The organism is Vibrio penaeicida (assembly GCF_019977755.1).
GTDB lineage: Bacteria > Pseudomonadota > Gammaproteobacteria > Enterobacterales > Vibrionaceae > Vibrio > Vibrio penaeicida.
In genome coordinates this window covers 988544-1002517 of the sequence record NZ_AP025145.1, presented here as the reverse complement: position 1 = coordinate 1002517, position 13974 = coordinate 988544, and the positions used below count along the sequence as shown (strand labels likewise).

Sequence of the window (13974 nt, the reverse complement as noted above, 5' to 3'; positions counted from 1 at the left end):
GTCTCTTATCGTCTGTCGATTCTGCAAACCCATGTATTTTCAGGGTCGAAAGTTGGAATGGTGGTGTTGTGAAAACCAATCAGCATATTGATAGGTTTTTTTGATTTCACGTCACTTTTCGTAATCTCAATAACCTTAGAAATTCGCGGCTTGGGTGTGAGTATTTTGCAACGGCTGTGAAAGTTCATCGCAACGTTAATCGACCATTCAAAATGTCGGTCGCTCGTGCCAGACATGTCCAAAATTTCAGCGCACTCATCGTTTACGCCAATAATGGCGTACATGCCGTCTTTTTCCACGTAATGAATGTCATCGTAAAGAGGGTGAAGTTTCGTATATTCAATGGCTTGTCGGTTTTTCTCTCTACCTAAGTTGTTGCTAAGAGAATATGTAGAAATGTCATAGGGGTCGAAGAACTGATAGCTCTCAATATGACTACTAGTTAACACCAATTCGACGAATGGAATTACTTGCGTTGAATCTGTGAAATATTTTTCGAAGATCTTTTTATAGGTTTTGATTTTTCGATCATCGGAATAGCAGATTTCTAAATCCACACCGTCTAAATGAGCATGTTGGAAAAAATCGATTAGCACACGTGAGGATTTCACGGATTTAGATATGCCTAAGTCACCCATTAGGTTAATTACGAAATGGCGTTCATTAAATTGATATTCGTAAACCTTAGACATAAATATGCCCAAGCAACTCGATAAAGATTTATAATAGATCCCTTTTCGGTTACGTTCCTTTTGGTAATTGGGGTCTAAGAAGTGCTTCCACTTAAAAAACGCCTCTCCTCCAAGATCTCGACCATAAAAATCCGCAAGCAGTTTGTAATGCTCTTCTTTGATGTCCGATATTTCAAATTCCAACATATTTAGTCCCCCGACGATAATATAAAATGCACGCAGCTACTCTCTGAATACGAAGAAACAGAGCGAGCCACTTATTAAGCTAAGCAGAAAGCCATGAATAACAAGAAGCGCCACAATAGATGAGACGCCAATAATTAATGGTCATTTTCAAACAAATACAAAAAGTAACCCTACCATCGTTAGACGGTGAGCAAATATTTCATATCATTCACTAGAATTTTTATTATTTATTTTCAATAATCAGTAAAAATACAGAAAGAACAGCGTAAACATCAACAGCCCACTATCACCCCGCCAATTAAAACTGGATTAAGCCATTGTATTTTATGAGTTTCCATAAGTTTGACCAAGTTTTCATTCTATGTAACTTTAAAAAGACATCAAAATTAATGGTATATAAGACAAACACATAAATTTTAAATTCATGAGCCTTATAAAGCTGCCTTTATCCATTCATTAGCATTTAAAAATATTTAAACAAAGCAAATATAAATGAATATTTTTACCAAACAAATAAGAAAAAATTACAATTCAATTTCACAAAGCGTTGATGATACAAGTTTCACTGAAATCCATGACGGAAGAGTTTCTCATACTAAATCATGTAATTTCTCTTACAACTAAGATCGTGAAAATAATTTTGTTTACGTGATTTGTGTCATATGTGAGAGTCTCAAACATGCATCATTCATTTACATGCTATCTTATTGTTTATAATAGTATTAACAAGTCGTGATTCAAGTATGAGAATTAAGAAAATGGGGAAAGAACCCATAAATAAATGTTATTTTATTCGTGAGGTTGATTCTAAAAAACAACTGATTTTGTTTTATAATATTTTAAAATATAGGGTTATTGCAAATTATCGTGACATTCATCCAGAATATTTAACCACTCTATTTAATTATGATTTCTATCTGGTTTTGTCGGGAAATTAGACTTTTTAACAGACTATTTTTTCTTAAAAAATTTACACTCAGGCAACATAAAGTTGTTGTGCTTACACTCAATAGCTATCTAGTTGTAGGGTTCTGAGTACTTCAGTACGTATGTTATAAAGCGAGGTTGTTCTAGTTGATGATTCAAAATTCACAATCGTAAAACTTGTGTGCGATATAGGAATCGTTTAAGCCGAATGGCTATTTGATTTTGTCGTGATATGACAATTGGAACCGTATCAAAATTTTTTTGTATTCCATGAAGGTGTGCCTATCATGACTTTCGTTGGTGGAATCTATATTCTTTTAAAGTCAGCTCTCTTGTAAAAAGCAGTTCTACAAAAAAAGCAGAAAGGCTCTCCCCCTTCTGCTTTACCATTGAATAACAATAATATCGATATTACTTAATTGCGGCTTTGATTAACGCTTTTGCTGTTTCTGCATCACTCGCTGTATCTACCTTGGTAAAATAGGTCAGTGTCATATTTTTAGGCTCATCAACATTCGTAATAACAATGTAATCATCCTCGATACCATAACCAAGCAGAGTTTGCGATACCTGCATATTGTCCTTTGGCGAGCCAACAATCACGATGGCTTTCGCTCCGTTGAAACGTTCTTTTTCTAAAGAAGAACCCTGCTGCAGAACAATACTTGAATCAAGTACTGCCACCTGATGGTTTTCTGAAGCATAGAGTGCTCGTTCACCCGATTCTGCCTCAACTGGTCCTTCCATGTTGACCATTTCCGTTATCAAATCCAACGGTGAGTTCGTGACATTCTCGACTAAAACATGAACGGGCTTCGCCAATGCCGAGACAGAAAGAAACGTTGAAACAGTTAAAGCTAATATTGATTTCATTTTCATAATTTTTTTCCTGTAATAATTTATCTATTTAGCGTTCCAGTTTCATGTACTCGGTACAGTTTTCCTGATGTACCCTGTTCACACTTGGTCCTCACAGAAAAGTTCTGTGCTGCGGAGTAAGTTGCGAAGCTGTCTTCAACAGTCGTAAAAACATTGCTATTGTAATCTGCATCATACTGACCACGGTCCATACTTAATGTATGTCGGAATATTTGGTTTCGTATGCCTCCATTAGGATCACAGTTTTCTGAATTAACTCTTTCGCGCCACATGGTAAATGCAGGAATATTAATATCCCTCCAAGCCGATACACCGATTCGATTATCAGCGACGTTACTCGCCCCTTCATGAGCGCCCGTATTAAAAGATGCTATCGGCCATATTGCTTCTACGTTCAGTTTATACTCTGAACTTGAACCCGTATCTGACGTTAATTCTGTACCATGCACGGTCATGACAGTTTCATTGGTTGAATACGAACGTTCATTAGTAACACCTAGGTTCAAAGACGTTCCATCCCCGGTACCACTGTCGAAACCAAAGGAAATAGTTGTCGATTTATAAATATCCAGTGTTTTATTTCTTGTGCTAGTTGCAGGGCTGAAGTCATCTAAACTCCAATAGGGTGAATTGGCATCCCCACCGGGCACCGAAGGATTATTTCTTGCGTCAACCGTTTGTATCTGTGTTTTGACGTTATTAAACACATTAGTGAGTTGATTTGCCCCCCAAGCATTCCAGCTTGCTACAAGATCTGGTGTACCAGGCAAATCGCTGTTGTTATATCTAGGCGCTCTATCACATGCTCTTGGCAATGGTCCACCTAAACAAGAAAAACTTTGGTTCCTTAATTGGGCACCGATATCAGCGTAAATTATATATTGCGTTTGGTTCCCTCCAGATAGCATGATCAGCTCTAACTCATTGGTTATGTCAACTTGCTCGTTCATCTGAGCGTAGAAATTTCCACTCGCTGGATAAATAGTGTACTTAAACTGTGCTAATGAAACTTCGTTTTGCCCTCCTCCGATAGTCCCTTTGGTCAAAGGAATATACGTACACGTATTTTGAGACTCGACACCACTCACCTTTAATTGTTTTAACTGAGCATTTGCTACTTTGATTCGTGAATTGTACGACTCACAAATCTCCCGTACTGTTTGATTAAAGGGATTGACAACGATAGGGCTTACCGAGACCGTACTTACATTTGCATTAACGCCGAATGATACAAACGAAGCCAAAATGGCACTCGCCAATACCCCAAGCCTAGCTGGATTGTTTTGTTGATTAACTATCATAAAGTTTCCTAAATAGTACTTATTGGATTAAAAATAACTCTACTAACGACGAATCAGCCGAAAATGTAGAGCTGCAAAATAAGTAACATAAATAATATTTAACACCATAATCACAATTATATTATTAGGGAAAAGATCACATTTTATATTTTATTCATTATTTTATAAATTTAATTTATTCAAAAAAGAAGATGAATATTAATCTTTAATATCAAGGCATTAGAGGTAGCTACATTTCTAAGGAATCCAGTAAACACAAAACCAACAACGCACATATCTCATTGATACTATTGAAAAATTTAAATTATCCGTATGGTTTATCGTTTAAATTCATCGGAATTAATAAATTTAAATATCAGGAACAGTATGTTCATAAAATAAGAACAATGAATTAGAAAGAGGAAGTTTGGTTACTAGATTATTTAATTAATGTGTTTTTTAGGTGTTAATTGTAATTTATAAAAAATGAGAATATGTAGACACAAAATTATTCAGACAGTAATACGGATTAATTTAAATTTGATAGGAATAAATTTTTAGCGGAAGGTTATTTTTTGATGCGTTCTTTATTCTATGTATTGTTTATTTGATTAAATACTAGGTGATGTCTGCCACAAAAACCTTTCCTTTATTGTTATGAGGATCTTTATTTAACTTATAAATACAGCTCAAAAACAATAAGCTCTAACTATCTTAAGATACTTGGGTATATACCGAAATGGTCTCAAGGCACTGAGTATGAAATGTAGAGTTTAGACTTATCTTTGGCGTAAAAAAATGGACGCCTCAGCGTCCATTTTTTGCCAATATCTTACGAAATTACTGCGCAATACCACCTTTCGTTAACTTCGCTGGGTCGAGCAGCTTTTGAAGTTCTTCACGTGTTAGATCCGTTTCTTCTTCCGCTACGTCGATAATAGCGCGTTGCTCTTTGTAGGCTTTCTTAGCAACTTCTGCAGCTTTCAAGTAACCAATAACTGGGTTTAGCGCTGTTACTAGAATCGGGTTCTTAGCAAGCGCCACTTGCAAGTTATCCTCACGTACGTTGAAGGTCGAGATTGCTTTATCCGCTAATTGAGTAGATGCATTCGCTAATAGCTCAATACTTTGGATAATATTCAACGCGATAACAGGCAACATAACGTTCAACTGGAAGTTACCAGACTGACCACCCACAGTGATGGTTGCATCGTTACCAATCACTTGCGCTGCTACCATTGCGGCTGCCTCAGGAATAACTGGGTTCACTTTACCCGGCATGATGGAAGACCCAGGCTGAAGGGCTTGCAGTTCGATTTCACCCAGACCAGCTAATGGACCAGAGTTCATCCAACGAAGATCGTTCGCGATTTTCATGATGGCAACAGCGCCTGTTTTTAGCTGACCAGACAATCCAACAATCGCATCTTGGCTAGACATGTTGTAGAAGAAGTTTTCACTCGAAACGAACTCTACGCCTGTCGCTGCCGAAATATTCTTTGCAAACAAACCAGCAAATTCTGGAACCGCATTGATGCCAGTACCAACGGCTGTACCACCCTGAGCTAATGCTTTAACACGAGGTAGTGTTTCTTCAATACCACGCTGTGCTGAGTCAATTTGGAATTTCCAGCCGCGCAGTTCTTGCGACAAAGTCACTGGCATTGCATCCATTAGGTGGGTACGACCTGTTTTAACGACATGTTCAACGGCGACGGCTTTCTCTTCCGTTTTATCACTCAAATACTTAAGCGCAGGTAGAAGTTGCTTTTCTGCAGCTAGTGCAGCGCTAACAGCAATAGCGGTAGGGATAACGTCGTTGCTGCTTTGCCCCATGTTCACGTGATCATTTGGGTTTACTTCTTTGCCGACTTTTTGAGAAGCAAGCGTCGAGATAACTTCGTTGGCATTCATGTTTGAACTGGTGCCAGAACCCGTTTGGAACACGTCTACAGGAAACTGTTCTAAGTGCTGACCATCAATAATTTCCTGACAAGCGGATGAAATCGCATCAGCTACGTCTTGATCTAGCAGATTAAGCTCGGCATTGCTTTTTGCCGCTGCTTGTTTCACAAACGCTAAAGCCTGAATGAATTTGGCTGGCATGGTGATGCCACTAATTGGAAAGTTGTCTACCGCGCGTTGAGTTTGTGCTTGATACAATGCTGCTTCTGGCACTTGCACTTCGCCCATGCTGTCTTTTTCGATACGGTAAGTGGTCATTCTATTTCCTTTATAGATCGGTAGTGTATTGGATGTTTTGCAGGTCTTTTTGTAGCGAAAGAAAACGCTCGTAGCCCGCTGATGAATGGCAGTAATGCCGCTTTAGCGCAATAAGAGGACCGTGAATTTGATCTAAACAGATTTGCCGTAATGTCCGACAATTGGTGGCGTCATTGATGGTTTCTAGAAGGTTGTAATACACTCTGCGAAGAAACAGTTCTTCCAATAGTGGATTAGCAAAGTCTGTCCCCTTTCCATACCAAGAAGCCAAATTAAGAGTAGCTTGGATGTAGCTAAAAACCACTTCATGCTCAAACCCGTTTTCTTCGGTATGAAACAGAAAGCGATCTTCAGCTTGATAGAACGTTTGATATAAAAAGGTAGACTCTTTCATGATCGACTCAATTAAACTAAATCTTATTGATAACCATTATCATTCTAATTGAGTCGATGTTTCAATGTTTTTGTCGTTAACTAATCAAATATTGCTGTATGAACGACATATCGGGCTCGACGCACAAGCCATGCCCTTTGGGCAAACCGATCATGCCGTCTTTATTTTTAACCTGAGACAAAACATCCAGCGAATGAACAAGTAGGTCTTCTCTGAATCGGTTTGGAGTTGTGTCGTATTCCAACATCGGTTGAACGGGATGTGCGCCACCGGGTAAATCGGGCATGGAAGCAAGAAGGTGAATATTGGTTGCTACAGCAATGGCTGAGCCCCAAACATGGTTAACAACAGGAACAAAATGGCTATGGGCCATGGACAAGACTTTTTGATACTCCGTTATACCGCCGAGCGCACAGGTTTCAGGTTGCAACAAATCCACGCATTTGTGCTCAATCAAATCACGGAAACCCCACCTCGAAAACTCCGCTTCACCACCAGCAATACACATGTCCAAATGGGTACATAAATCTCGATAACCTTGTTTGTCTTCTGGCGCGACGGGTTCTTCAAACCAACTCACACCAAGCCGCTCGAGTTCTCGACCTAAAGGCAATGCTTCACGTGTGGTATAGGCGTGGTTGGCATCCACCATGATTTCGATGTCCTTTCCGACAGAACTTCTCACCGCTTCAACTAATTCAACATCTTTTGTCACGCCCATACCGATTTTCATCTTCATGGCTTTGAATCCCATTGAAGCAATCTTCGCGCTTTCTTTTTCAAACCTTTCTTTTAAGTCCGGAACGCGTTGCAACATCATCCCGTAACCGTATACCGGAATTTCATCTCGAAATGCACCGCCGAGTAATTGATACAGCGGCTGCTCATAGAATTTGCCTTTAATGTCCCAAAGTGCGATATCAACACCCGATAGAGATTGTAAAGGCATGCCTTTTTGCCCATGGTCGCGTAGCAAGTTGTACACTTTATGCCAAATCACTTCGTTGTCTAATGGGTTCATCCCTATTATCAATGGCGCAATCACTTGTTCCACAATGGTTTGATTCGCGAGCGCTACTCCACCGCCACCAAATGCTTCGCCGTAGCCCACTAACCCGTTATCCGTTGTGATCTCGATAATATGAGCCGTTCTTTTGGCGTAGTATTGCTGCGAATAACCCAACTCTTCTTCTAGGTCATATTGCAGTACATAACTCTTCACCTTTGTTATTTTCATGGTGACCTCTTTACTTCCCTGTTGTACTGACTCAAATTGCGACAAACATCATCTCGAAAGATCAGTCATCCGAACCAAGCGATGCCACTCAGCGACAAATTCTTTAGCATTCTTTGCAAATTCACTATGCGGTATACCTGCTCGATAAAGAGCACTGCCTAACCCAAAGCCACTCGCACCAGATTGTCGATATTCCGACATGTTTGAAGGGGTAATTCCACCGACTGGCAACACCTTTACATGCTTAGGTAGTATGGCTTTCCACGCCCTTAAACCTGCCGCTAAAACTTGTTCAGCGGGAAACAATTTGAGCGCAGTAGCACCAACCTTAAGTGCACTGAAGGCTTCACTTGGCGTCGCGACTCCGGGAACCACCACAAGGTTTTTGCTCGCTGCATACTCGATGAGCTCGGTGTCCATGTGCGGCATTACGATCAATCTGCCCCCTACACTCTCCACTTCGTCAATATCGATTGTGGTTAACACCGTACCAGCGCCAATAAGACAATCATTTCCTAAATCGTTCGCCAATATCGAGATGCTTTTAATCGCGTCTGGTGAATTTAAAGGCACTTCGATAATAGAGATGCCTTCATCAACTAATATCTTTGCGTATTGCAAAACATCGGTTGGGGTGATGCCTCTTAAAATCGCCACCAAGCCACATTGACTTAGGTGCCGAGTTAGCTCTGTTGCTTGTTGTTTTGAATCCATGAATGCATCTCCCAAATCCCTTGTGCAGCCGTATTGTTGTATTGCTTGATGTTCATTTCCGATTTGAAAAATCTCAGCGCCATTCGGTATAGGTCGCACAAGTGCTCATCACCTATTAAAGAAATTTCTGCTGGCAACCCGCCTAATGCTGATTTTGCTTCCTTAATTTCTGCACCTATCAACAAACCAGAGAGATAAGAGAACCGATGGGCACTTTCGACTTCTCCGAATAAAACGGCACTTCGGCATGAAAACAGCTCGGACATGATCCCTGCTGCATTCAAACTTGCATTCACACCTTTTAAAAACGAGTCGATGTCCAGCGATTGTTTCTCTTCACTGTATCCAGCCGCAAGTATCGAGTGCTTTCTTAGGAGTGAGTACAACTCTCCTGTCATGTAGGTTTGAAATTCTGCAATCTGAAGGTTTTGAATCAACACCCACTTGCAATGCGTGCCGGGGAGAACGATCCATCCATCGTAAGTTCGTTCCCAGCTATTCAGGAAAGGCAGTAACTGCGTTTCTTCACCACGCATTAGGTCGATTTGACGCCCTTGATAACTCACACCAGGAATCAAATTCACCAGTTGGCAATCTTTGGTGAGGAGCGAATGACCTCCGGCGTGCAGGTCTTCAATGGCACAAGGCGCTTCAACATACGGCACTTCTACCCAACCTATTTTGCTGGTTACCATACCTGTCAGATAGACATGTAAGGCAGGAAAAGCCATCAACCAGTCGTCGACTGCGGCATAAAACACTTGTTCGTATGTCAGCGTTTTTCCGTCACTTTCAGGTAATTGAAGTACCCCCCATGGAAAGCTTTTCTCTGCCATAAGGTCGCCCTTATCACTGAGCAGGTAAGCTCGCAGCATGGTTGAACCCCAATCCATCGCTATAACACTGGCTGTGTGCGTTTTCATTCCGATCTGTCCTTAATCCAGCGCTCGCGTAATTCTTTTCACTGCTAAATAGTCGTGCAGAGCTAAGTGCGAGCAATCGCATCCGATACCCGACTGCTTAATCCCTCCGTGGGGCAAGTCGATACCATATTTCACGCCATTGATTTGGATTTCGCCAAATCTAAGCTGCGTTGCACAACGCTGGGCTTTCGCTTGATCTTGAGTAAACACATAAGCGGTGAGCCCTGCATCTGTGTCATTAGCATGATCCAGTACTTCCGCTTCATTTTCAAACTCATAGATTGAGACAACAGGGCCAAAAATTTCTTCTTGGTACATTCGCATCTCGCTATTTAAATTGGTTAACACAGTTGGCATGTAGAAATGACCCGTGTGTATCGAATCCGGCTTATTTCCGCCATACAAAAGCGCCGCGCCTTTAATGACGGCATCTTGTACCAACTCATCCACCCTTTTTAACGCTTGCGCATCGATAAGCGGTCCCATTTCATTGTCACTTTGAAGCCCGTAACCGACCTTCACCGCCTTTGCTCTTTCGACGACTTTAGATGCAAATTCACTCGCGACACTTTTTTGAACAAATACACGGTTTGGGGTAACACAGATTTGCCCGCAATTGCCAAACTTAACCGCACACACAATATCGGCGGCGAGATCCAAGTCGGAATCGGCAAAAACCAGTACAGGCGCATTCCCTCCTAATTCCATTGAATACCGCTTTATAGAAGTCGAACCCGTTTTCATAATGTGTCTGCCCGTTGCTATCGAACCAATCAGCGTTAGCATGGACGGAATGGTCGAAGCTGAAAGCGCATCGCCGACTTCTGCGTCATCGCCACACACAACGTTTACAACCCCAGCAGGAAGACCAATATCGTGGCACAGCTTTCCAACTAAATACGCTGACATGGGTGACTTTAACGAAGGCTTGATGACAATAGGGCAACCCGACGCCATAGCGGGGCCAATCTTGAACGCGAGATTCAGTAGCGGGAAGTTCCATGCGAGAAACGCGGCTACAACACCGACAGGTTCATGAACCAATTCGTGGCTATGTGTTCCCTCTTTATCGAGAAGAGAATCGGGGCGAAATCTTGATATTTCCTCTGCATAGAAAGCGAGACTGTTTACCAAAGACTCAAAATCTTCTTGCGTCCCCGCCCAGCTTTTCCCCATTTCCAATTGAATGGCTTCTCGAAGTGCCATTTCATTTTCAATCACCGCATCTCGCAATTTGTTCATCCACTGAACGCGTTCTGAAATAGTGGTGGTCGACCATGTAGCAAAAGCTTTTTCCGCCGCTTCAAGTGCGTGATTCGCATCGGATGCATTCGCCTTTGTGATTGAGCCTGTCACTTCTAGAGTCGCTGGGTTCACAACGTCGTATACTGATTCGGTTGTGACCAGGTCGCCACCAATGTACATAGGTAAAATGTTCATGCTTTTCTCCTAAAACGGTTTGGTGTCTGAAGACAGATCTAGCCAGTCAACTTCAGCCTGTGACAGTGTCAGAGACCCAGCGTGCAAAGAGGTTTTCACTTGTTCGGGTGTTTCTGCACCATTAAGTGCAATCACCGGAAAAGGCTGATTGAGCACATAAGCCAATGCCATTTCAAACATGTTGAGACCTTTAATTGAAGCCAGCTCTGTCGCGCGTTTTTTCCTTTCAAAATTGGCATCGGAATAGAAAACACGTACTAAATCTTCATCATTGGTATCGTTGACGTCACCTTTAGCAAAGAACCCTCTACCCAATGCAGACCAAGCAACGAGTGGGAAGTCATGTCGAGTAAACCACTGTTTGTCGTTTTCTGAAGTCACAACCGTATCTGGCCAAAATGGCTCGTTGGCTTTCGCTAGGGAAAAATGAGGGCTTGAACTCATCATTTCTGCCTTGCCATTAGCCCGTGCATAATCAATGGCTTCTTGGATACGTTCTGTACTCCAATTCGATGCGCCATAAGCACGGATACGCCCTTTTTTTACTTCAGCATCGAGTGCATCCACGAGCGGTCCAACGGGTTGAGTAAGGTCATCTCGATGGAACATCCAAATATCAACATAATCGGTTTTTAATCTTGCTAGAGATCCATCAATGGCACGGTGAACCGATTCTGGGTTCACTTTTGCCCCTCCCGGATGAAGAGGTGCACAGTAGCCAGTTATTAACCCCTTGGTCGCAAGCACAATTTTTTCACGCATATCTGGGTTGGCTTCTAACCAACCCCCAATCACCATTTCTGAATAGCCGTGTTCTTCAACTGCACCGTATACTTCCGCGGTGTCCACGTATGTGCCGCCATTTTCAACAAATGCATCCAACAAACTGAAATCGCGATCTTTCGAATCAGGGTGGAAAATCATTGTCCCTAGCCCAATAGCCGAAACAGGCTTATTGATGGATGGTAATGAGTACGTTTTCATCGTCATTATTCCTTATGAACAGTTGAGATCTTTAAGAGCAGCAAACACGTCTTAAGACCTTTAAACGAATGAGAAAATTAGGTTTTTCCTGTCTTCCTTGAAAGAGCGTCAATCGAGACAGCGATTAATAAGATTGCGCCGGAGAACATCAACTTATCCGCTGCGCTGGCACCTGATAGGTCGAGCCCATTCCCTAAAGACCCAATCACGAGTGCACCTAAAATGGCATTCCACACACTGCCTCGCCCGCCGAAAAGTGAAGTACCACCAATAACCGCTGCGCCTATTGCATCCAACAAGAGCGGTCCGCCTGCGAAGGCATTGAACGATACAGAGGCATACCGAGAAGCCCCAACAATTCCAGCCAGTGCCGCCATTAAACCGGTAATAGCAAATGCGGCGATTTTGATTTGGTTTAGCGATATGCCGACTCGTCTTGCCGATTCCGGATTACCACCAACTGCGAACAACGCTCTTCCAAATGGAGTGGATGTTGTGATCCACGCGAATAGTAAGCTGATGCCAAATAGGATGAGCACCACCAACGGGACACCTTTGTAGCTATTGAGCGTCATAACCGCAGCCCCGGCTAGCACCGCAAAGAATAGGATTTTTCCGGCGATACCCGACACAGCATCTTGCTCCAGCCCCATTTTCTCTCGCTGGTGATATTCACGAGTGGCGAACAAGATCATGAGGAGAATGCCTGATGCAACAATCGCCCATCCGAGCCAATCTGGAAGGCTCGTTGTGGTAATACCGCGGATAAATGGGTCGCGTACGTTTATTGCCCCATGAATACCTAAAATCTTAAGCATCAAACCCTGAAAGCCCAATAAACCGGCTAGTGTCACCACAAAGGAAGGAATTCCAATATAGGCAACCAAGCTGCCTTGAAACATACTTAAGGCAACACCCGCTCCAATAGCAGCCAAGCATGCCAGCGGTGCAGGTATACCTAAATTGGTCGTCAATACTGCTAAAATTGCCGCACAAACACCGGCGGTAGCCGCAACCGATAAATCAATATCGCCCAACAGCAAAAGTATCGTGATGCCCACAGCCAAAATGCCGACAACGGAACTTTGCATAAAGAGAAAATAAAAGTTTCGGGCACTTAAGAAAGCCGGCTCCGTGATGCCGAAGTACGTCCAAATGGCAAATAAGGCAAATAATACGGGTACAAAATTGCCAAATTTGGAGCTTCTGAGTTTGGTAAATAGGCTCATATTTTGAGAAGATTTAGCCGACATGCTTCACCTCCTCTTCATGACCGCGAGTCATCGCGACAACGATTTCGTCAGGGTTGGTTTCATGAGTGTTATAGACGCCAATATTCTCTCCGTGGCGCATGACTGTGATTCGATCGCACACTTCAAAAATATCGGACAAATTATGTGAGATATACACAACAGCATGATTGGTTTCACGCAGTCTTTTCACTACATCGAGCACTTGTCTGGTTTGCGCGACACCCAATGCAGCGGTAGGTTCATCCAATAGCACCACGCTCGAATCCGCTCCGACTGCACGTGCAATTGCGATTGCCTGCCTTTGCCCACCAGACAATACTTCCACTTTTGACCGAACCGATTTCAGTGTTTTTACTTGAAGCTGACCTACCGCTTTAAGTGCTTTTTTCTCCATTTGGAGGTGATCCAATGGTTTTAGCGCTCTTGGTAGCCAATTTAACCAACCGCTATCGATAACGGGTTCGCTACCGAGTGACAAGTTGGCGGCCACATCCAAATTTTCGCACAAAGCCAAATCTTGATAGACAATCTGTATCCCGAGTTGATTCGCACTTTGAGGTGAATCGACAGCGACATTTTTGCCATCGACATAGAACTCGCCTCGATCTGCAGTGTAAGCACCAGCAAGGGTTTTCATTAATGTCGATTTACCCGCACCGTTGTCGCCAACCAGTGCCATGACTTCCCCTCGCTGAACTTCAAAATGCACATCTTTAAGTGCTTCCACACTGCCAAATGATTTCCGAATTCCGGAAACTTTCAAATGAGGGACAACTGAGTCTTGTTCCATTGGCACTCCTTGCCTTTCTTTCGTCCATGTTTTCATTCGCTGTGCCGACAGC

General features: G+C 42.6%; 12 protein-coding genes. All 12 read right to left on the bottom strand.

Translation table 11 applies throughout. From position 1 onward, the window contains the following. Positions 1-5 precede the first annotated feature (5 nt). The 12 genes from LDO37_RS22800 to LDO37_RS22745 all read right to left on the bottom strand — a co-directional run bounded on the left by LDO37_RS22800 (position 6) and on the right by LDO37_RS22745 (position 13922). Complete coding sequence (locus tag LDO37_RS22800) at positions 6-878, bottom strand: hypothetical protein (RefSeq protein WP_126608784.1); 873 nt, start codon at positions 876-878, stop codon at positions 6-8. Positions 879-2216: 1338 nt separating this feature from the next. Continuing rightward, positions 2217-2684 (bottom strand): hypothetical protein, encoded by a 468-nt coding sequence (locus LDO37_RS22795; RefSeq protein WP_126606877.1) that lies wholly within the window; start codon positions 2682-2684, stop codon positions 2217-2219. Between the two features lie 20 nt (positions 2685-2704). Continuing rightward, positions 2705-3985 carry a hypothetical protein gene (locus LDO37_RS22790; RefSeq protein ID WP_126606878.1) on the bottom strand — a complete coding sequence of 427 codons (1281 nt, stop codon included), beginning with the start codon at positions 3983-3985 and terminating at the stop codon, positions 2705-2707. An 819-nt stretch (positions 3986-4804) separates the two neighbouring features. Beyond that, on the bottom strand, positions 4805-6187 hold the full coding sequence (locus LDO37_RS22785; RefSeq protein ID WP_126609278.1) for a class II fumarate hydratase: 1383 nt from the start codon (positions 6185-6187) through the stop codon (positions 4805-4807). Positions 6188-6197: 10 nt separating this feature from the next. Then, a complete protein-coding gene (locus tag LDO37_RS22780) occupies positions 6198-6581 on the bottom strand; it encodes a hypothetical protein (protein WP_101114396.1) in 384 nt (127 codons plus the stop codon). Between the two features lie 76 nt (positions 6582-6657). After that, on the bottom strand, positions 6658-7818 hold the full coding sequence (locus LDO37_RS22775; protein WP_126609277.1) for a mandelate racemase/muconate lactonizing enzyme family protein: 1161 nt from the start codon (positions 7816-7818) through the stop codon (positions 6658-6660). A gap of 48 nt (positions 7819-7866) precedes the next feature. After that, positions 7867-8532 carry a 2-dehydro-3-deoxy-6-phosphogalactonate aldolase gene (locus tag LDO37_RS22770; protein WP_126609276.1) on the bottom strand — a complete coding sequence of 222 codons (666 nt, stop codon included), beginning with the start codon at positions 8530-8532 and terminating at the stop codon, positions 7867-7869. After that, on the bottom strand, positions 8502-9455 hold the full coding sequence (locus LDO37_RS22765) for a 2-dehydro-3-deoxygalactonokinase (protein ID WP_101114393.1): 954 nt from the start codon (positions 9453-9455) through the stop codon (positions 8502-8504). Before LDO37_RS22765 ends, LDO37_RS22770 begins: the two co-directional genes overlap by 31 nt. A 12-nt stretch (positions 9456-9467) precedes the next feature. Beyond that, entirely contained in the window at positions 9468-10895 is a 1428-nt protein-coding gene (locus tag LDO37_RS22760) for an NAD-dependent succinate-semialdehyde dehydrogenase (RefSeq protein WP_126609275.1), read from the bottom strand. A 9-nt stretch (positions 10896-10904) separates the two neighbouring features. Next, on the bottom strand, positions 10905-11879 hold the full coding sequence (locus LDO37_RS22755; protein ID WP_126609274.1) for an aldo/keto reductase: 975 nt from the start codon (positions 11877-11879) through the stop codon (positions 10905-10907). Between the two features lie 77 nt (positions 11880-11956). Then, positions 11957-13132 (bottom strand): sugar ABC transporter permease, encoded by a 1176-nt coding sequence (locus LDO37_RS22750; RefSeq protein WP_126609273.1) that lies wholly within the window; start codon positions 13130-13132, stop codon positions 11957-11959. Beyond that, entirely contained in the window at positions 13122-13922 is an 801-nt protein-coding gene (locus LDO37_RS22745) for an ATP-binding cassette domain-containing protein (RefSeq protein ID WP_126609272.1), read from the bottom strand. The genes LDO37_RS22750 and LDO37_RS22745 overlap by 11 nt, the downstream gene beginning before the upstream one ends. Positions 13923-13974: the final 52 nt, after the last annotated feature.

Bases quoted from the DNA above. Each gene is read 5' to 3' on its own strand.
- LDO37_RS22800 (WP_126608784.1), bottom strand. From the start codon at position 878: ATGTTGGAATTTGAAATATCGGACATCAAAGAAGAGCATTACAAACTG.
- LDO37_RS22795 (WP_126606877.1), bottom strand. From the start codon at position 2,684: ATGAAAATGAAATCAATATTAGCTTTAACTGTTTCAACGTTTCTTTCT.
- LDO37_RS22790 (WP_126606878.1), bottom strand. From the start codon at position 3,985: ATGATAGTTAATCAACAAAACAATCCAGCTAGGCTTGGGGTATTGGCG.
- LDO37_RS22785 (WP_126609278.1), bottom strand. From the start codon at position 6,187: ATGACCACTTACCGTATCGAAAAAGACAGCATGGGCGAAGTGCAAGTG.
- LDO37_RS22780 (WP_101114396.1), bottom strand. From the start codon at position 6,581: ATGAAAGAGTCTACCTTTTTATATCAAACGTTCTATCAAGCTGAAGAT.
- LDO37_RS22775 (WP_126609277.1), bottom strand. From the start codon at position 7,818: ATGAAAATAACAAAGGTGAAGAGTTATGTACTGCAATATGACCTAGAA.
- LDO37_RS22770 (WP_126609276.1), bottom strand. From the start codon at position 8,532: ATGGATTCAAAACAACAAGCAACAGAGCTAACTCGGCACCTAAGTCAA.
- LDO37_RS22765 (WP_101114393.1), bottom strand. From the start codon at position 9,455: ATGAAAACGCACACAGCCAGTGTTATAGCGATGGATTGGGGTTCAACC.
- LDO37_RS22760 (WP_126609275.1), bottom strand. From the start codon at position 10,895: ATGAACATTTTACCTATGTACATTGGTGGCGACCTGGTCACAACCGAA.
- LDO37_RS22755 (WP_126609274.1), bottom strand. From the start codon at position 11,879: ATGAAAACGTACTCATTACCATCCATCAATAAGCCTGTTTCGGCTATT.
- LDO37_RS22750 (WP_126609273.1), bottom strand. From the start codon at position 13,132: ATGTCGGCTAAATCTTCTCAAAATATGAGCCTATTTACCAAACTCAGA.
- LDO37_RS22745 (WP_126609272.1), bottom strand. From the start codon at position 13,922: ATGGAACAAGACTCAGTTGTCCCTCATTTGAAAGTTTCCGGAATTCGG.